Source organism: Rhizorhabdus sp. GW822-FHT03C02, assembly GCF_058801765.1.
Genome location: NZ_JBXANN010000003.1, coordinates 28768 through 48982 on the forward strand (window position 1 = coordinate 28768; position 20215 = coordinate 48982).

General features: G+C 66.4%; 12 protein-coding genes. 5 read left to right on the plus strand and 7 right to left on the minus strand.

The window, feature by feature from the left end; all coding sequences use genetic code 11:
• Positions 1 to 48: 48 nt before the first annotated feature.
• Positions 49 to 3030: a Dyp-type peroxidase gene (locus tag AC1RM6_RS10040; RefSeq protein WP_493100677.1), complete on the minus strand. Its 2982-nt coding sequence runs from the start codon at positions 3028 to 3030 to the stop codon at positions 49 to 51.
• Positions 3027 to 4337, minus strand: a complete 1311-nt coding sequence (locus AC1RM6_RS10045) for a cytochrome P450 (RefSeq protein WP_493100679.1) — start codon at positions 4335 to 4337, stop codon at positions 3027 to 3029. The genes AC1RM6_RS10040 and AC1RM6_RS10045 overlap by 4 nt, the downstream gene beginning before the upstream one ends.
• A 364-nt stretch (positions 4338 to 4701) precedes the next feature.
• Here AC1RM6_RS10045 and AC1RM6_RS10050 point away from each other — a divergent pair, with 364 nt between their 5' ends.
• Together AC1RM6_RS10050 and AC1RM6_RS10055 are read left to right on the plus strand one after the other, a co-directional pair.
• Positions 4702 to 6591 carry a PAS domain-containing sensor histidine kinase gene (locus AC1RM6_RS10050; RefSeq protein WP_493100681.1) on the plus strand — a complete coding sequence of 630 codons (1890 nt, stop codon included), beginning with the start codon at positions 4702 to 4704 and terminating at the stop codon, positions 6589 to 6591.
• A gap of 281 nt (positions 6592 to 6872) precedes the next feature.
• Entirely contained in the window at positions 6873 to 11360 is a 4488-nt protein-coding gene (locus AC1RM6_RS10055; RefSeq protein ID WP_493100683.1) for an SIR2 family protein, read from the plus strand.
• A 59-nt stretch (positions 11361 to 11419) separates the two neighbouring features.
• On the opposite strand, the gene AC1RM6_RS10060 is transcribed toward AC1RM6_RS10055, so the two are convergent.
• From AC1RM6_RS10060 to AC1RM6_RS10075, 4 genes are all read right to left on the minus strand, one after another.
• Positions 11420 to 11980, minus strand: coding sequence for an ankyrin repeat domain-containing protein (locus AC1RM6_RS10060; RefSeq protein ID WP_493101555.1), 561 nt, complete (start codon positions 11978 to 11980; stop codon positions 11420 to 11422).
• The gene (locus AC1RM6_RS10065) at positions 11980 to 13662 is read right to left on the minus strand and encodes a catalase (protein WP_493100685.1); all 1683 of its coding nucleotides are present in this window, start codon (positions 13660 to 13662) and stop codon (positions 11980 to 11982) included. The genes AC1RM6_RS10060 and AC1RM6_RS10065 overlap by 1 nt, the downstream gene beginning before the upstream one ends.
• Before the next feature lie 137 nt (positions 13663 to 13799).
• The gene (locus tag AC1RM6_RS10070; RefSeq protein ID WP_493100687.1) at positions 13800 to 14045 is read right to left on the minus strand and encodes a hypothetical protein; all 246 of its coding nucleotides are present in this window, start codon (positions 14043 to 14045) and stop codon (positions 13800 to 13802) included.
• Positions 14046 to 14053: 8 nt separating this feature from the next.
• Complete coding sequence (locus tag AC1RM6_RS10075) at positions 14054 to 14638, minus strand: hypothetical protein (protein WP_493100689.1); 585 nt, start codon at positions 14636 to 14638, stop codon at positions 14054 to 14056.
• Between the two features lie 255 nt (positions 14639 to 14893).
• Between AC1RM6_RS10075 and AC1RM6_RS10080 the strand changes: the two genes are divergently transcribed.
• From AC1RM6_RS10080 to AC1RM6_RS10090, 3 genes are all read left to right on the plus strand, one after another.
• On the plus strand, positions 14894 to 15496 hold the full coding sequence (locus AC1RM6_RS10080) for an RNA polymerase sigma factor (protein WP_493100691.1): 603 nt from the start codon (positions 14894 to 14896) through the stop codon (positions 15494 to 15496).
• The gene (locus AC1RM6_RS10085; RefSeq protein WP_493100693.1) at positions 15493 to 16467 is read left to right on the plus strand and encodes a FecR family protein; all 975 of its coding nucleotides are present in this window, start codon (positions 15493 to 15495) and stop codon (positions 16465 to 16467) included. Before AC1RM6_RS10080 ends, AC1RM6_RS10085 begins: the two co-directional genes overlap by 4 nt.
• Before the next feature lie 193 nt (positions 16468 to 16660).
• Positions 16661 to 18817 (plus strand): TonB-dependent receptor, encoded by a 2157-nt coding sequence (locus tag AC1RM6_RS10090; RefSeq protein ID WP_493100695.1) that lies wholly within the window; start codon positions 16661 to 16663, stop codon positions 18815 to 18817.
• Positions 18818 to 18823: 6 nt separating this feature from the next.
• Here the strand turns inward: AC1RM6_RS10090 and AC1RM6_RS10095 are convergent, their stop codons facing one another.
• Positions 18824 to 20104, minus strand: coding sequence for a Xaa-Pro dipeptidase (locus tag AC1RM6_RS10095; RefSeq protein ID WP_493100697.1), 1281 nt, complete (start codon positions 20102 to 20104; stop codon positions 18824 to 18826).
• Positions 20105 to 20215: the final 111 nt, after the last annotated feature.

The window sequence follows — 20215 nt, forward strand, 5'->3', positions numbered from 1 at the left end:
TGTCTCGACTACGCTCGACACGAACGGCCAGATTTTAATGCCGGAATATTACCCCACCAGATATTCGAGCAGCCGCTTCCCCGGCAGGAAGAAATAGCCCCCGCCCCGCGTCGTGACGAAGCGCTGCATCGGCGTGAAGCGGACCGGGCCATCGCGGGTCGGCATGGTGAAGCCGTTGCAGGGCACCGATCCGTCGCCCATCAGCGGATCGACCTCGTTCGACAGGCCGTGGAAGGCGGGGCTGCCGAGCCAGGTCTGCTGGACGAATTCGAACTGCCGCTCGATATCGCCGTTGAGGCACATGAACAGCAGCCCCGGCCGGTCCTGCTCGCCCTGCGGCGGATAGGAGCGGCCGACCCGCAGGATGCGGTGGCGGTTGGTGATGTCGACCTGTTGGGCCGAGCCCGGCTCGAGGCTGTCGCGCGGATTGGCGCGGCGGATATGCGCGCCGAACGGGCAGCGCAGCCCTTCGGGGTCCTCGGTGCCGAACAGGAAGTCGTTGTCTTCATGGCTGGCGGCGACCCCGGGCTGGATCGGCGAGCCGACCTGCGGCGCGCTCGCCGGACGGCTGGTCTCCTTCTGCTGGAGCGCCGGCTTGCGCGCCTTGAGCGCGGTTTCGGATTCATAGGGGAAGCGGACCAGCGACGAGCCGTCGGGCCAGCGCCCGACCATCTTGGCGCCGATGAAGTCGGCGGTCATCACGAACGGCGGGCCGAGCCGGTTGGTCAGCCGCACCGCCTCGTTGGCGCAATAATCATGGAAGCGGTCGACATCCTGTTCGAGCTGGCGGATCACCAGGAAGGATCCGTTGCGCGCCAGGTCGCGCGGCGCATCGACCACCGTCCGGGTGAAGCCCGCGCAATCGGCGGCGATCGGCAGCCGGTTGTCGGGATCGTGGATCGCGGCGAGCGTCGGCCGCGGCGGCATGTTGCCGCGATTGTCGGGATAGCCGAGGATGAACTCGCCCGGCTGGACGAGGTGGATCGCATCGGGGTTGCGCAGGCCGCGATAGGTGCCGCGGATCACCGGCTGCGAGGTGCCGTCGATGAAACCGAACGGCTCGCGCCGATCCGCCTTGGCCTCGGGGATGCGGTTGAGCGATATGCGGTGACGGATGCGCTGGCCGGGGGTGCAGGTCGCATCGACCGCCGCGGCCAGGTCGGCGACCGCCTCGGCGCTGGCGCCGTAGACCAGCAGCGCCGCGTCGATCCGTTCGCCGGCGCGCGCCCAGTACCAATGGTCGGGACCATTGTCGCCGAGATCGCCGAGGATGCGGTCGCGCCCTGCCGCCGCCATCCCGTCGAGAAAGGCGGCCGGGAAGGTTTCGAGCGCCTGCGGGTCGAGCCCGAGCGTGGCGAGCGCGCCGGGCATCACCGCCAGCGTCAGCACCGCGTCGCGGTTGAGCCGCCGGCCGTCGTCGAAGGCGATATGCGGCAGGATTTCGCGCAGCCAGGCGCGTGCCGCCTGCCTGTCCTCGCCCAGATCGAGGATCAGGCATTCGCCAAACGGCATGAAGCCGAGCCCGCCGAACACCAGGCTCTGGACCTGGCTGCTTTCGATCTTCTCGTCGGGGCGGACCACCGAGGCGAAGGCGGCGAGCCAGTCGATCGCCTCCTCGTCGGTCAGCACGGTGGCGAGGCCGCGGCGGATCGCGCTGTTGGTGCGGATGTTCGCAGTGGTGAGCGCGGGATAGGCGCTGTACCAGAACGGGGTGTGGAGCATCGAGCGGCGCGCATAGCGCTTGAACCGCTCGCCGTCGGTCGCCCCCTGCTGGAACAGGTTGCGGGTGCGCGGATAGCCGATCGTGTTCGACCAGACCGCGGTCAGCCCGTCATGCGCCTTGGTGATGAAATCCTCGAGATAGGATTCCCAGCTGCCCCCGAAATTGGAGAAGAAGATGAAGTCGCGGGTGCCGGGCACCGTCACCCAGCGCGCGAAGTGGATCGTGCCGATATTTCCGAGATAGCCCGGCCGGAAGCTCAGCCGCGCCAGCTCGGCGATCAGCCAGAAGGCCAGCCGGATCGTGAAGGCGCGGATGAAGCCGGGCTTCAGCGTGGTGATCGACACCATATGGTTATGGGCATAGCCGGGCTGATTCTCGTGCGCGCGGATCTTCGCCAGCGTCGCGCGCTCGGGGGCGCGCTCGTCGAGCCAGTCGCTGTCCTCGGCCTTGCGGAATTTCGAATAGAGGATCAGCGCCGCGACCAGCACCAGGACGGCGACGATGGCGAGCGCGATCACGAAGCCGAGCCCCGCCACCGCGACGCCCAGCCAGCTCCATGATCGGACCGCCACGACGATCGCGCCGATCGCGAGCAGCGCGACCAGCAGCAGCACCGGCGCGAGGAAGGTCTTGAGGAACGACCAGGCGAGCGGCGCGATCCGCTGTCCCAATGTCGTCGGAACATAAGGAGGCAAAGGCGGCGGCGGGGTGTCGAGCGCCCATTGCCAGTCGGTGCCGGCCAGCGCGTCGCGCACCGCGCGCACCCGTTCGAGCGGCCGGAGCCCGCCCGGCTGGGCGCCGACCAGCGTCGTGACATGATGGGCGAGCGCGGCCTCGGCGCGGACCGTCCCGACCGCGATCCCGGGGGTGCCGGCAAAGGCGAGCCCCGGCGTGTCGAACCAGCCATGGCCGATCGCGATCCGATGGTCCTGGAGAAAGGCGAGCAGGTCGCCGCTGCGCCAGTCGCTCGCCAGCGCGAATACCTGCGCCAGCGCGGGGCCGATCCGCGCGACGATCCAGCCCAGCCGGTCGGGATCGTCCGGATCGCCGGGGTCGGCCGAATATTCGAGGATGAGGTGCGCGCGCGTCGTATCCGATCCGGCGAAGGCGTGGAGGCTCATGAAATGGACGCCGGCGGCGCCGTCGATCCGCCCGTAGAGCGGGACGGCTTCGCCGGTCAGGCCGTCGAGCGCCGCCTCGAGCGCGGGCCGCGGCGGATTGCCGAGTTCGCCGTCGATCAGATCGCGGGCGCGCGCGACCCGGTCGGGCGCGAGCGGGGCGACGATGGTGACGAGAGCATTGGTCATGCCGGGCGAGCCTCCAGGGTGACGGGGAGCTGGTGCGGGAACGGGCCGGCCCAGCCGAGCCGGCCGGCGATCCGGAACCGCCGATCGATCAGCTTTCCGATCAGCATCGGGATCTGGCGGGCATTGACCGCCCGGCCTGCGCAAGGGTGCAGCCCCGCGCCGAAGTGGAGATAGGCGGCGGCCGAACGGTCGGCGCGCATCTGCCCGGGCTGCGGGAAGGCCGCCGGATCCTGCATCGCCGCCTGGGTCCACAGCAGCAGCCGGTCGCCCTTCGCCACCCGGGTGGTGCCGACCATCGTGTCGGCGGCGGCTTCTCGCAGCACCAGCGGATTATGCGGCCAGCGCCGCAGCGCGTCCTGATAGAGGCCGTTCAGCCGGCGATGCCAGTCGATCTCGGCCTCGCGCGGGCTGCGCGCCGCATCCGCCCGCAGACGCTGGTCGTGCGCGATGACGATCAGCACCCGGGCGACGCTCGACGCAGTGGTGTCGATGCTGCCGACCAGCATTCCCCCCAATGTCCGCCGCACGCCATTGTCGTCGAGCAGCCCCTGGCGCAGCAACTGCCCCATCATGTCGTCGCCGGGCGCGCCGTCGGCCCGGCGCCGTGCGATCTCCTGCCCGAACCAGCCGCGCATCAGCACCGACGCCGCGATCGCGCGCGCCTCGACCGCCTTGTCGCCGCCGAGATTGAGGAAGGTGTGCGCGAAGATCGACCGCACGACGTCGAGAAACAGCGGCTCGTCGTCGCCGGCGATCCCGAACAGCCGCACCGCGGTGCGGCCGGCGATATGGCGGGCATAGCCGCCGACCGCGTCGATCGACCCGTTCGCGGCATCGAGCAGCAGATCGGCATCGCGCGCGCTCGCGGCAACGATCGCATCGATATCGACCGCCGCCAGCGCCGCATAGAGCGCACGCCGTTCGCGTTCGAGCAGAGCGCTGCGGTCCATGCCCAGCACGAACGGGCCGTTGACCGCCGCGATCCGCGCTTCGTTGACCGGTGCGATCCGGAAGTCGACATCGCGTGCCAGGATATCGGCGATATCGGCGTGGCGGGCGGCGATCACCGTGCTGCCCCATCGGAACGGCCCCGATCGCCCGGCGGCGATCCACGCACCGATCCGCGCCGCCCATCCCGGGACGAGGCGGCCGCCGGCGATCCTGGCGATCAGGCCGCCTTGGCCCAATGGTGTCGCGATCGCGCGCCGGTCGATACCGACGCGGTTCATGGCCGTGCGATCGATCGCGGTCCGATCGGTGCCGATCCGATCGACCGTCGTACGCGCCGATGCCCTGTCACCCCGCATCTTGTCAGCTCCCGATGCCGACGCCGGGGCGTGCGTCGGATGGATCATGCGAGCCTAACGTCCCGCTTCCGCCATCGAAGGCGGGCGAGCTTCACGCGAATAGTGCGCTCGTCGGCGATCGCTGTCCAGCGCCAAACCGCGCCGCGCCGCCATCGGCGTCCTCCTTAGGGGAAAGCCACTAATCGACAGCCACGCCCGCCGATGGTCCTTGATGGACCGACAAGCCGCGCGGGGGCGCGGCATGAGGGGGATGGAATGACGACGCGCCTCATAGTCCGGCAGCAAGGCCGGGCAGGCTCTGGATGTAGCGGAGGCTTTGGCTTGCGACAGGATGGTCCGCCAGCGCGGACGGGACGATATTCCCTTGGCTGATCGCGATCCGCCTCAGCCCAAGGCCCGGACCCCGGCCCGTGCCGCCGCAACCAGCGGCGTGCTTCAGCTGCTGTCCGGGCGACAGCGCGGCGAGCCCCCTTGCCTCGCGCTGCTGGTCGCCGCCCGCGCCGAAGGCGGGCTGGACATCGAGGATAGCTGGCCCGACCAAAGACCCGCCGGCCTCGGCCTGCTCGCCCCGCCCGGCCTGCTCGTCGACCGGCCGGTGCTGATCGCGACCGAAAGGCTCGGCCTCGCGCCGGCGTGGAGCGATCTGTGCGGGCAGCGTCCGGCGTTCCTCGCCGCCGCCCCCGTCCCCAACCGCTCGCTCCATGTCGTCGTCGCGGGCGCCGGCGCGCCCGATCCCGACGGCCTCGTCGCGGCGGCCGACCTGATCGGGCAGTTGCTCAAGATCGGCCAGATGACGGGGCGCGAGCGCGACGCGTCGCTGCGGGTGAGCGCGCTGATCGCGCATCTGCCCGCACCGGTGCTGTTCGTCGACTCGCGCGACGTCCAGATCGCGCTCAACGATCGCGCCCGGCAGTTGCTGGGGCTTTCACCCGGGCTGGACCATGGCCCGGCGGTCGCCGATGCGCTGGCCCGGCTGATCGACCAGGCCGGCGGCGACGTCCGCCGGCGGCTGTCGGCGGACGGGATGAAGCCGCATCTGATGTTCGAGATCGAGGTCGGCATGCGCCGCCACCAGGTCGAGACGCTCTGGGTCGACCAGCCCGACCTGGCGGGACGGATCTGGATGTTCCGCGACGTCACCGCCGAGCGCCGCTTCCAGGCGAAGCTGAGCGATCTGGCGGAACTGCTCAGGCTGACGATGGAGAATGTCGGCGAAGGGGTGGTGCTGGTCGATCAGCATTATCGCGTCGATCTGTGCAACGAGAGCTTCGCCGCGCTGTTCGACCTGCCGCCCGAGGCGGTCGATCGCGGCGCCGACTTCATCGCGGTGGTGCGGACGATCGCCGAGCGCGGCGACCTGGGCCCCGGCACCGCCGACGATCTGATCGAGGAGAGGCTCGCGGCGGAGCGCGCGGGCCTGCTCAAGCGGCGCGACATCCACCGGGTCGACGGGACCATTCTCGATGTCCAGCGGATCGCGCTCGACGACGGCCATTTCCTGCTCACCGCGCGCGACGTCACCGACGAGCGCGAGGCGGCGCGGTTCAAGGACGAGCTGATCGGCACGGTCAGCCACGAGCTGCGCACGCCGCTGACCGCGATCACCGGTTCGCTCGGGCTGGTCAGGGCGGGGATCGCCGGCCCGATCGAGCCCGAGGCGCTCAAGCTGATCGAGGTCGCGCACCGCAACGGGGTCCGGCTGTCGCGGCTGGTCAACGACCTGCTCGACATGGACAAGCTGCGCGCCGGCCAGCTCGACTTCCATCTCGCCGAGACCGACCTGGTCCGGCTGCTCGAAGACGCGGTCGTCCAGAACCTGCCTTATGCGCAGGCGTTCGACGTCGCGATCGATCTCGACGCGCCCGCCGCGCCGGTGATCGCCGAGATCGACCCCGACCGGCTGCTCCAGGTGCTGAGCAACCTCCTGTCCAACGCCGCCAAATTCTCGGCCGAGGGCAGCCGGGTGCAGATCCGGCTACGCGCGCATCCGCATTCGGTGCGGATCAGCGTGATCGACCGCGGCCGCGGCATGTCACCCGATTTCCGGCGGCGGCTGTTCACCCGCTTCGCCCAGGAGAACCGCTCGTCCGAACGCGGCCAGGCCGGCACCGGGCTGGGGCTGGCGATCACCAAGAGCATCATCGACCAGCATGGCGGCGCGATCGCGGTCGACACCGTGGTCGGCGTCGGTACGACCTTCCACCTGCTGCTGCCGCGGCGTGCCCGGCGAGGGCTCATCCCACGCGGCGCCTGACGATCGACGCGAGCGGCACCGTATAGCAGCGCCACGAACGACAATGCGACCAGCGCCGCCTCCACCGGCATGCCGAATACCAGCCGGCGACATCAGGCAGGATTCCCGCAAGCATCGCCAAAATCCGCAAGTCGATCGATCTCTACGAGAACGATTTCGGGAAAACCCAGTCCACATCAAGATGAAAATCATCGCATCTTTCGCAAATATCCGGGAATTTTTCATATCTCGAGGGACTATATTTTCTAAGACCAACACGCCTTGAAATAAGAGCGCCGTTCATGGAAACTGAGCCGTGGGGGATGGCCATGGCAACATATATAAAGCAGCATTATCTCGATGATCACAAACTCGTTCAAAGAGCGTTATTGGAATTTTCTCGTGCGCTGAAAAGCAGACGAATGATTGCATTTACCGGCGCGATGACGACAGAAGCCTTCGGCTATGGGAGCTGGAACAGTCTCCGTGACGATTTTGAAAAAACTGCACTCGACCTGTTGGCACATCTTCATAAATCTGGAGACATCCTCGCCGAGCCGTGGCGCTATCCAAAATATCTCCGCCTGATCAAGGAGATCGGTAGCTTCTCCAAAACTCATCCCGACAAGATGGCTGCCAATGTCGCGTTCAGCCTGATCGAAGAAGTTCTCGATGCGGTGAGCATCCACCCCGACAGGGAATTCGACGGTACAATCAGAAAATTCATTGAATCGCGGTGTAAAAGCCAAGTGGCCAAGGAAAATGTCGTCGCGAACTGGCCGCTCGACGACATCTCGGTCGCGGGATCGGTGCTCGATATTCTCGATCATTGTACCGCACATAGGTTCCGTTATCCGCAAGCCAGCGCCTATGCATCCCAGCACGACTTCCTTCCTTATGACGTTCCGCAGGCACTGCTGCGAGATCTCGGCATCCGTCGGTTCGCCACCCTCAACTACGACATGGAAATCGAACGTACCGCGATGCTGCCGGACGACCCCGAAGTGATTGCAGGCGATAGACAGGCGACCAGTCCGTTCGCCAAGCTCGCCGAACTCAGAAGGCGGGGCGAATCCGAATATTTCCGCTGGAATCTCGGCAGCGGCCGCATCCGCCGCGTGCTCGACGACGGACGGGCCATAGAAAGCGACATCCTCAACCGCGAACGTATCGACCGGATGCTCGAATTCGGCATCGGGACCGACGATGTCGATGCGCATATCATCCATTTGCACGGACGCGCCTGCTCGCCCCGGTCGATGATCGTCAGTCGCCGCGACTATAACCGCCTGTACCGGAACAATGATCTGCATCGCCTGCCGTTCGAACATGCCAAACGGCTTTTGATCGGCGGAAACCCGATCCTGTTCGTCGGGTTGGGAATGTCGGAACCCGAGGTGAATCACGAGATGGAGGAATTCATCTCGGCCAACCCCTATCGGCGGGTCGCGCCGACCTTCCTGCTCTGGAACACGATGGGCGGGCGGATGACCGAAGATGAAAGGAGACTGCGCCGGCTCGACTGGCTCAACAAGCTGGGGGTCCTGACGATTTTCGATACCGACCTTGCATTGCACAGGCCGGCGGAGGGTTCCGGTTTCGAGACATGCGTTACCGCTCCCCGCTCCGAACTTCGCACCATGGCTCGCAAACTTTGGAGCAATGCGCGCCTGAGACTTCGCAGCCAGCCGGGCAAACGCCTGCCGGATGAAATCGCGCTGCGCCGGGACATGGCGAGCGCTCTTAGGCATCTTCCTTCCGCCGCCGCAATTTACGGCGATCGCGAAGAATTTCTCCCCGACGCGTCGACCGGCTGGCGCTCGATGAAAGGGCGCGTCATGCCGTCGGAGCAGCCGGACGAAAAAGGGAAGCTTCGCTTCTGGGTGCCGCAACTGCCCGACTATTTCAGGCTCGACAGCGGCAGTTCGGGCGCCCTGCCCAAACATTATGTTTTCGACGAGACCGCCGAGCACGTCACCAACGAATGGACGAATGTCGCAAGGTCGATCACGTCCCATCTGTCCGACCACCATATGCTGGCGGTCATCGGCCCGGCCGGCGGTGGTCGCGGCTGGCTGGGACAGCTGCTCCTGGAACGGGAGACCCTTGCGGATTGCGATGCCTTCCGGAGCAGCCCGGCCGCATACGACAAACTGCTCATCAGTGCCGGCTTCGCGTTCGACACCGACAGCATGCTGGAAGGCATCAGCGAATATCTTAGCGTGCGCCGATCCTTCGTTCCCGCGAGGAGTGACGTCAGCCGGGGCCGCTATTTCGAGGACGGCATCCTCGACGGTGCGCCCGGCGACCTGCCATTGCTCATCATCATCACCGGAATGGAACGCTTCTTCAGCACCGACAAACAGTCGCTAGCCGCCGAATTCGACCAGCTCATCCAGGTGGCGGCCCGTTCTACCGCTCCCGGAAGGGTAAGATGGATATTCATCGGATCGGAACGTATCCGGCCATATTTTTCCTCGATCGCTCAGTTCTTCGACGAGATCCAGCCTCCGTCCAAGAAGGCCCGACGGCGTCAGCCGGTCAAGATCATCGAACCCGAGATTTTTCACACCGAGGCCGTTCGGACCTTCACCTTCCACAAGGGCGCGGTACCCAGCCTGCAGATGGCGATGACCCAGCAAGCCGTCGGCGCGACGCTTCGGTCAGCCAGGCCGATCAGGCTGGCTGCGGACAATGAGCGCTTGATCTGCGGCCCCGACAATATCGACGCGTTGAACCTTTGCGCGCCCGCCGCCGCACGCGAATTGGGCAGCGCCATCAAAAGCTATATCGCGCAGTCGCCCGGCGGCGTCAGCGGCGACATCGCCGAATTGCGCCGCGCCTTTTTCAACCTGACATTCGACCCAGTCGTCCAGCAGCGCCTGTTCGGAGACGATCGGGAACTCGCGATGGCGTGCATGCGGGTGATGGCGTTCGTCGGCATGCCGGCCGAGGTCGCGGTCATCGCCCACGCCCCCCGGGTGTGGCGCATGCTCGAGAATGACTGCCCGGCCGACAAATATCAGCCGCGGGTCCGCAATATGCTCGAACGACTTGCGCAGCTCGGCCTGGCGATAAGGATGCAGGGATTTTCCGACTATAAGCCGATCGCGAAAGACGGAGCCGCCATCGCCAAAAAGATCGATCACGCGCCGCGCTTCGCATTGCACCGGATGACGATGACCGAGATGCGCGCGCGCTTCGGCATTCCATTGTCCGAGGCGAAGCTGTCCACGGCCTTCAACATGTCGCTCTACGTGGCCCAACCGATCGACGGATATATCCCCGAACCCGAAACGCACGACGAACTCGGTAATTTGATCGACTCGCTCATCGGGGCGTTCAAGGACGTTCCCAAAGCGTCCAGAAAAGATGTTACCGCCGCTCAATGGGATAGCATTCCCGGCGATGTGCAAATCCATATCGAGACAGTGTTCGCGACGCTCGATCACGTGCGCAGCAAGCAGGATTTCGCCGACGGCGAGCGCGCAGGCAAGATCGAGCGCAAACGCCACCTCTGCTTCTATCGCATGTGCCGCCCCGATTATATCCAGTGCCTCAGAGCTGCGCTCGCGGTGATCCGCGGTTTCTACTCGACCTCGGGCATCCTCACCCTCAATATCGGCGACCGACTGATCCGCGAAGACCGCGACGGAATCCTTCTCGAACATGTCGAGCGGCTCGACACGCTCATCGACGCCTTCGGCAAGATCGGCCAGGCCCGCCAAGCCCTGCGCAAATCGATGGGCGAAGCCGGTTTCGAACGGCATTTCGGCAAGGCCGAACCCTTCTACGCCGACGAGATCGTCTGGCTCCACAATGAACGCGGCGTCGTGCGCCTGGCGATGGGCGACCTCTATGAGGCACAGCGCAGTTTCGGCCTGGCACTGGATGTCAACCGGACCTTCGTCGAATTTGGCGACCGCGCGCATAACTGGCGGCGCATACGTCTCAACCAGCTCACCGTTCATGTCGAAAGCGGCGAACTCGATATCGCCCTGCGCAAGATCGAAGAGATCGAGATGGCATCTCGAGGCGTCGCATTCGGGGGCCGCCGGATCCTCCTGCGCGAGGACAGGCTCGCGCTCGGCCTGGCAGCCGGGTATCGCGGCTTCGTCGAACATTTGCGCGGCCACCGCAAAAGTGCGCTCGCAATCTACAAGAACTGCATCGAGCATCTCGACATATTGCACGAGTTGCGCGCGCTGGCCTATTTCACGCGCTTCCGCGCCGCCGTCGAAACCTATGGTCAGCCCATATCGGTCAGGCGCACCGAACTGGAACGCGCGCATGATCTTGCCCTGTCCGGCCGTCAGATGGATATCGCCTACCGCATTCAGGTTCTGCTTGCCGAAACCCTCATCAAGACCACCGAGAATGTCGACGCCAATCGCAGGCGCGCCAATCGCCTGCTTGAAGATGCACTGAGATATTCGCTCCAGACCGACACGTTTCGCGTCCGCTGCGAAGCCGCGACCATCCTCGCGATGGCACGATATGAATCGGCAGACTATGAAGGTGCGCTCGCCAGCGCGATCGACGCGATCACCGTCGCCGTCCGATATGGCCTGGAACTTCGCAAGATGCAGCTACGATCGCTCATCGGGCGGATCCTCGCGGCGCGTGGACACCCTGTGACCGCCGAACAACTCGCCATGACGTCGATTGCCGTGGCATCCCGCCAGAAGGTGCAATGGGCCATCGACCATGCCGAGAAGACGATGGAGTTGATCCCACAGATATCGACGATCTTCCGCTCCGAAGATCTTTCTGGCCGCCGCCAGTTCTGACACGCCGGCAGGGGCGGTGAACGATCGCTGCCGATCGTTCACCGCCCCTGCCGACATCGTCAACGCCCGCCGAGCTTCGACGCCAATGCGTCATTGCCCTGCGCCGCCGCGACCGCCGCCGCGCTGCGCCCGCTGGCGTCGGTCAGCTTCGGATCGGCGCCGGCGGCGACCAGCAGGTCGATCTGGGCGGTGCGACCGAACAGCGCCGCCATCATCAGCGCGGTCTGGCCGGCGTGGTTGCGGGCGTTGACGTCGCATTTCTCCCTGAGCAGCCGCGCGGCGATCGCGTCGTTGCCCTTGAACGCGACGCCCATCTGCGCGGTGTTGCCCTGGTTCGCGTCGGGCTTGCACGGATCCGCGCCCGCCGCGATCAGCACGTCGACCGCCTCGGCCTGGCCATTATAGGCCGCGAGGATCAGCGGGGTGAAACCTCGCCCCTCATAGGCGTTGACGTTGGCGCCTTCCCTGACCAGCGCCGGGATCAGATCGGTGCGACCGAGCTTCGCCGCCTCGAACAGCAATTCCTGCCGGCGTTGGGGCGACGGCAAGCTGGCGGGCGATTGCGGCGCAGGGGATATGGGGGCTGCGGCCAGCGCAGCCCCCATCAGCAGCCCCAGCATCATTGCTGGCCCGCATAGCGCGCGTCGACCGCCGCCTGATATTCGGCGACCGCGCGATCGACCTCGGCGGCGGGGACCTTGACCGCCTTGGCGAGCCTGCTGCCGAGATCCTTGTCGGCCTGGGTGAAATAGCTGACCATGATCACCCGGGTCCGTTCCGAGGTGACGACGCCGAGGTCGCCGGCGAGATTCTTGACGAGGTCGGCCTTGTCGGCGGGCTTGAGCGCCCGGTAGAACAGCCCGGCCTGGTCGAACGGTTCGGTCTTCGAGATCGGCGCGGTGCGGACGATCGCATCGACCTTGTACGGGGTCGGGGCGAAGCTCGCATCGACCGCCTTCTTCTCGGTCACCGACGGGAAGTAGTTGACGTCGACCTTGCCGCGGGCGGCGTCGAGCTGGCCGTCCTGGTAATTATTGACCACCGGTACCCGCGGGCGGTTGACCGGCAGATCCATCACATTGGCGCCGACCCGGTAGCGCTGGGTGTCCGAATAGGAGAAGAGCCGGCCTTGCAGCATGCGATCGGGCGACGGTTCGATCCCGGGCACCAGATTGGCCGGCGCGAACGCCGACTGTTCGGTCCAGCGGAAGAAATTCTCGGGCACCTGGTTGAGGGTCATCTCGCCGATATTGCGGAACGGCACGCCGAGCCATTCCTTCGTGTCGTCGAACGGGTTGTAACTGAGCTTGCCGAGTTCCTCGGCGGTTGCGGTCTGTATCATCAGGTCCCACGCCGGATAATTGCCGGCGGCGATCTCGCTGTAGAGATCGTCGGTCAGGAAATTGGCCGGCGCCTTGCTCGCAGCGTCACCGGTCAGGCTCTTGACCCCCTGGTGGCTGATCCAGCGGAACTTGGCGAAGACCGCCTTGCCGTCCTTGTCGACCAGCTTGAACGCGTGGACGCCATTGCCGTCCATCGTCCGATAGGACGCCGGGGTGCCGAGGTTCGAATAGACATGGACCAGCATGTTGGTCGCCTCGGGGGTGCCCGAGAAGAATTCGAAGAAGCGGTTCGGATCCTGCTTGTTGGTGACCGGCGACGGCTTCAGCGAGTGGATCATGTCGGGGAACTGGATCGCGTCGCGGATGAAGAAGATCGGCAGATTGTTGCCGACCAGATCCCAATTGCCCTGATCGGTGTAGAATTTGACCGCGAAGCCGTGCGGATCGCGCGCGCCCTCCGGCGACCCCGACGGGTGGATCACCGTCGAAAAGCGCACGAACACCGGGGTTTCCTTGCCCGGCGCGCCGAACAGCGAGGCGCGGGTGATGTCGGACAGATCGGCGGTGGCGCGAAACACGCCGAGCGCACCGGTGCCGCGAGCGTGGACGACGCGTTCGGGCACCCGCTCGCGGTCGAAACGGGCGAGTTTCTCGATCAGCGTGGTGTCCTCGAGCAGCACGGGGCCGGTGTCGCCGGCGGCGAGCGAATTGCGGTTCGATCCGATCGGCGCGCCATTGTCGCGGGTCATCTGCGGCGCGGTGGTCGAACCCGCGCCCCCCTTCGCGTCGACCGTGCCGGCGACGCCCGCCTGCGCGGCCGGCGGCTGGGCCGCGGTGGTCGGCGCGGCGACTGTGGTCATCCGGCTTTCGACCTGGGTGGCCTCGGGCGACTGCGCGGCGAGTGCGGCGGGGATCGCGCCGGCACCGGCCAGCAGGGCGGCATAACCATATCGGGACATATTCATTGCATCCTCCGTTCGACAGACGCCCCCACGCCCCATGACCCCGGGGTGCCGCCGATCGGCCGTCGATACAAAGGAAAGAAATGGATCAGAGTTAGTGGCGAACTCGATCAGCTTGCCGCGCCGGCTATCCGCTAAAGGCTTTGGCCGACGGCATAGAAGGCGAGCGGCAGAATTCCGGCGATCCTGAAGGCGATATCCTCGGTCACGCGACCAAAGACGAAGGTCACGACATCACCGCCGGCATGATCGACCGCGATCGGATATAAGCCTTTTCGTTCGAACATCACCGCCGCAGCCTCCCAGTTCGATCGTTTGACGCGGACGCAGGTACCGCGGCGACTCGATGAAAGAGGGTTGAAATGGGCTGCGGCGACCATCGCGCCGATCAGTGCGAGCAGGATACGTAGCGCCGGTTCAGCCCCTCGGTGTCATCGGCAAGGTCGATGAACGCCTGCGACAGATTGGCGATCTCACGCGAACCGATCGCCTGCTCGACGATCCGCCGCGGATCGATATGCCAGGGCGGCTGAAGCACGAAACGCGGCAGCCCGCTATTGTCCTCGACGGGCCGGACCAGCCCCTGGGCGATGCGATCGCGAACGTCGGACAGGATCGCCGCGCGGCGGCAGATATCGCGAAAGTCCCGGCGATTGCCGCGCTCGCCGGCTTCGGCTTCGGCGCTACCGTCGAAAAAGCGATCGGCGGCGGCCTCGATCGCCTCGAGGCGCTGGGCGAAGCTGCTGCTACCGGCGCCGAAATGCCGCACCTTGGCGAGCCAGTAAGGATAGCCCGCGAAACGCGAATAGAGATTGGCGAACGCCAGTTCGAACCCTTCCCATCGCGCCATCGCCTCGCCGACCGCGGCATAGATCGCGCGGACATCGGCATCGCCGATCGACCGGAGTTCGGCGGTCACCGGAACCGGATCGAAGCCGGCGCTGTCCTGGACGGATGCGATATCGAGGGTCATGCGCCGGCCGCCGGGGCAAGAATGGCGGCCGGCGCGGATTGGCGACCGGCGCGAAGCAAACGAACAACGTGCAACTCGACCAAGATCGTCCCTCCAACGGAAGAACACCCCCCCACAAGGTACCCTTCGAAAACACGACGGCGCTGCGCGCGACGACCCGTAAAAAAAATTCTCGCCCCATGGCAGGGGCCTGCAATCGCCTGTGACGACGCGGACACTCTTTTTCCCGCGCGATCTGTCGGCTACGAGGTCGCCATGAGCGGATCGGGCCTGCGCGCCATCTTCCTGACCGAACGACGCATGTTGCTGCGCATGCTGACCGCACGGCTCGGCGACCCCGATGCCGCCGAGGAGGTGCTGCAGGAATTGTGGATCAAGCTCGATACCGCACCTGCCCAGACCGGCCCGATCGCACAGCCCGGCGCCTATCTGTTCAAGATGGCCAATAATCTGGCGTTCGACCGCCGCCGGTCGGCGACACGCAACGCGACCCGCGACACCGAATGGCTGAGCCTGCAGACGACCGCCGAGGAATTGCCCGACATGGAGGAAGCGCTGATCGCGCGCGAACGGCTCGCCCAGGTCGAGGCAGCACTGGCCGCGCTGCCCGAGCGCACCGCGCGGGTGTTCCGCCGCTACCGCTTCGACAATATCCAGCAGAAGGCGATCGCGCAGGATCTGGGGGTGAGCCTGAGCACCGTCGAAAAGCTGCTCCAGCAGGCCTATCGTGCGATCCACGACCATCTTCATCGCGCCGCCGCGCCAAAAAATATGGCGTCGCGAACATTGGTGTCGAAAAATCTTACGGGTGCTGCATCGCAGCGACGTCTGACCGATGACAAGGATGGTGATCGGTGACCAACGCGGCAGAAGACATCGTCGATCAGGCTATTGCCTGGCATCTGCGCCTCGACGAGGCGTCGACCGAACAATGGTATGAATTCACCGCCTGGCTCGAGGCCGATCCGGCGCATCGCGATGCCTATGACCGGATCGTCATGGACGACGAACTGATCGTGCCGGACGCGTCGACCGGCGCTCCCGTGACGGAGCCGATACCGCTGCCGATCGCGGCCAACGACATCGCACCCCGCCGAACCTTGTGGCGATGGTCGGCCGCCGGCGGCAGCGCGGTCGCCGCTGCCCTGCTCGCGGTCGCCTTCCTTCCCAGCGAGAGCGGCCTCGCCCAGGAATATCACGTCGAGACACCGATCGGCGTCTCGCGCACCATCGCGCTCGACGACGGCACCTCGGTCGAGATGAACGGCGGCACCCGGCTCAAGCTGCGGCACGGCGATGCGCGCTTCGCCGAACTGGAAAGCGGCGAAGCGACCTTCCATGTCCGGCATGACGCCGCCCATCCGTTCGAACTGGTTTCGGGTCGCTATGCGGTGCGCGACCTGGGCACGATGTTCAACGTCACCCGCGACGGACCGATGCTCGCGGTCCAGGTCCGCGAGGGATCGGTGATGTTCGAGCCCGCCGGCCGGGCGATGACGCTGAAGCCCGGCATGGCGCTGTCGATCCACGACCGCGAGGACCGGCCGGTGCTGAGCCGGGTTCAGCCGCAGACCGTCGGCAGTTGGCGCGAAGGCGTCGCCAGCTTCGACGACGCGCCGCTGCCGGTCGTCGCCCAGGCAGTCGAGCGATCGACCGGAATGGCGATCGAAATCGCCCCCGATCTGTCGGCCGATCGCTTTACCGGCACAATCCATCTGGCGGGCAACCCCGAAACAGTGATACCCCGCGCGGCCGCGTTGATGAACGCAAACTGGCAGCGCAAGGGGAAGGGTTGGATGCTGACACCGCGGAGCGATGGCAAGAACTAGAGGTTTCTCTGGTTCCGCCCTTGTTGCCTGCCTGATTTCCACCCCGCTGCTGGCCGCGCCGCAGCCCGACATCGCGATCCCGGCCGGTCCGCTGGGGCCGGCGATCGCCGAACTGGCGCGACAGAGCGGGATAGACATCGGATCGACCGACAGGGCCCTGGCGCAGGCTCGCACACGTGGCGTGCGGGGGCGGATGACGGCGCACGCCGCAATCGATCGCCTGCTCGCGGGCAGCGGCTATCGCGCGGTGGCGATCGGCGACGACGCGTTCCGCATCGAACGGATCGATCGCGAACAGCCCGCCCGGCCGCACGTTACGCCCGTCGCTCCGGCCGTCGCGCCCGCCCTCGAGATCAGCAATCCGGAAATCCTGGTCACCGCCAGCAAGCATGACGTACCGGTCCTGCGGTTTCCCGGCAGCGTCGTGATCATCCAGGGGGTCGGTCTCGACACCCCCGGTACCGGCAATGCCCGCGATCTCCACGCGATCGCCTCGCACGGCACGATCGTCCAGACGACCGCCCTCGGCGACGGTCGCAACAAATTGTTCGTTCGCGGTATCGCCGACAGCAGCTTCGCCGGCCCGACCCGGTCGACCGCCAATGTCTATCTGGGAGAGGTCCAGCTCGGCTATAACGGCGCCGACCCCAACCTCCATCTCTACGACATCGATCGGGTCGAGATTCTCGAAGGCCCACAGGGTGCGCTCTACGGGGCAGGCTCGATCGGCGGCGTGATCCGGCTGACGCCCAAGGCCCCCGATCCCGGCCGGATCGCGGCGAGCGCCACCGCCACGACCGGCTTCACCCAGGGCGGCGATCCGAGCTACGGGCTGTCTGGGATGGTCAACCTGCCGATCGGCGGCATCGCCGCGCTGCGGCTGGTCGGCTATCAAAACCACGACGGCGGCTATATCGACGATCTCCGTCGCAACCGTGACGACATCAATCACAGCCGAACCCGCGGCGGTCGCGCGGCGCTGCGCATCGCCCCCGGCGGCGGCTGGACGATCGATCTCGGCGGGGTGCTCCAGCAGATCGACGCTCCCGACAGCCAATATACGCTCCTCGGCCTCGGCCTCGCCCGCAGATCGGCGCTGGCACAGCCCTTCGCCGGCCACTTCCGGATGGCACAGGCGACGGTCACGCGGCGTTGGGACAGCGGGCTGCAACTGGTGTCGGCGACCGGCGCGGTGCGCAACCGAAGCGACGATCGCTACGATGCCTCGGTGCTGCGCCCCAGCACCGGGCTCGCCTACGACACCCATGATCGCAACAAGATGTTCTCGCAGGAAACCCGGCTGTCGCGGGCGATCGGTCCCGCGCACAGCTGGCTGATCGGCCTGACCTATATCGACGACGAGGATGCGATCCAGCGCAAGCTGGGACTGCCCAACCAGCCCCAGGACATCACCGGCGTCACCAATGTCTCGAAGGATCTCTCGGCCTTCGGCGAACTGACGCTGCCGCTGACCTCCACCGTCTCGCTGACCGGCGGTGGCCGCCTCACCCATACACGAACCGACAGCGACCCTGCCTTCGCGCGGCGCGACGCCCAGTTCGTGCGGGGCGCCAGCAGTTCGCGGTTCAGCCCGCTCGGCGCGATCGACTGGCTGGTCGCACCCCGGATCGCGCTCTATGCGCGCTATGGATCGGGATTTCGCACCGGCGGGCTCGCGGTGGCGCCCGGGATCGGCCGGGTCGCCAACTTCATTCCCGACCGGATCCGCGTGATCGAGGGCGGCGTACGGCTGCAGCGCTCGGGACCACGCGGCCTGTCCGCGACCGCGGCGCTGTCGCAGGCGGTCTGGACCAACGTCCAGGCCGACCTGATCGACCGGCGCGGCTTTCCCTACAGCACCAATGTCGGCCGGGCGCGGATCGACGGGCTCGAAGCATCGGCCGATTGGGCGATCCTGCCCGGACTGAGCATCACCGGCGCGCTCTTCGCCAACCATAGCCGCCTGACCGATCCGATCGACGCGCTCGCCGCGCAGAAGAACGAACCGCTACCCGACACGCCGCGGCTGGCGGTAACCGGCGGCGCGACCCGGCGCTGGACCGGCGCGGCGGGCGCCGAATGGAGCCTGTCGGCAGTCGGCCGCTACACCAGCCGCTCGCGGGTCGGGGTCGGCGAGCGGCTCAACATGGCCCAGGGCGGCTATGCCCGCTTCGACATCGCCGGTGGCTGGCAGCGCGACGGGCTGGCGATCGGCCTAGCGCTCGACAATCTCGCCAATGTCCGCGGCGACCGCTTCGCGCTCGGCAACAGCTTCGGTCTCGCCGACCGTAACCAGCGCACCCCCGAACGCCCGCGCACCGCGCGGATCTCGGTGACGCTCAGCCGCTGACCTTTCTTACGGCGCGGCCTTCACCACCGCGCCGCCCTTCATCACGAAGGCGACATGCTCGAGCAGGCGGACGTCCGATGTCGGGTCGCCGTCGACCGCGATCAGATCGCCATAGCGGCCCACCGCGATGGCACCGACGTCACCGGTGCGCGACAGCGCTTCCGCCGCGCTCCTGGTCGCCGCCTGGATCGCCTCGATCGGGGTCATCCCCCATTCGACCATCTTGGCGAACTGCAGCGCGTTGTTGCCGTTGGGATAGACCCCGCCGTCGGTGCCGAAGATCATCTTCACGCCGGCAGCGTGCGCGGCGCGGAAGGTCTGGCGCTGCTTGAGGCCGACCATCCGCTCCTTCTCGAGGCTCTCGGCGAACACGCCATTCTTCGCGCCCTCGGCGAGGATATAGTCGTCGTCATAGATATCCATGTCGAACCAGGCACCCTTGGCCTTGGCGAGCTTGAAGCTTTCCTCGTCGGCGAGGCTGGCATGCTCGATCGTGTCGACCCCGGCGCGCAGCGCGGTGTTGATGCCGTCGGTGCCATGGGCATGGACCGCGACCTTCATGCCGAGCATGTGCGCGGCATCGACGATCGCCTTGATCTCCTCATAGCTCAGTTGCTGCGCACCGACCGAGTCGGTCTTCGACAGCACGCCGCCGGTCATGCAGACCTTGATCACCTCGGCGCCATATTTGCGCAGCTTGCGCACCAGCCCGGGAAAGGCTTCCGGGGTGTCGGCGATCGCCGGCGACGGGGTGCTGATCGACGGCGGGAATTCGGTGGCGTCGCAATGGCCGCCGGTCGCGCCGATCGCATAGGTCGCGGGCACGATCCTGGGCCCGCTGACATAGCCATGCTCGATCGCCTGCTTGATCGCGACATCGTCATAATTGGCCGAACCGACGTTGCGCACCGTGGTGAACCCGGCCTCGAGCGTGCGCTTCGCGTTCGCGACCCCGACCACGGTCCAGAAATTGTCGGTATATTCGAGCCCCTGATAGCCGCTGAGCGTCGGATCCGCGGTCAGGTGGACATGCATGTCGATCAGCCCGGGCAGCAGGGTGCGGCCGCCCAGATCGATCCGCTCGGCGCCGGCCGGCACCGCATCGCCCTGTTTGCCGACCGCGCTGATCCGACCGTCGACGATCACCACCTGCGGGCGATCGACGAGCTTGCCGGTCAGCACGTCGACCATGTGCGCGGCGCTGACCACCACCGTCGCCGCATCGCCGCGCGCGGCGGTCGAGGCGAACAAAGCCACGCCGCACAAGGCCGTCCACATCGTCTTCATCGTGCAACCCCTTTTCGATTTTGCGGCAGGATGGCGGTCCCCCGACAAGAGCGCAAGGCCGTGCAGGGCGGTGAACCATCACTGTCCCAAAAGTGACGCAAATCCTTAATT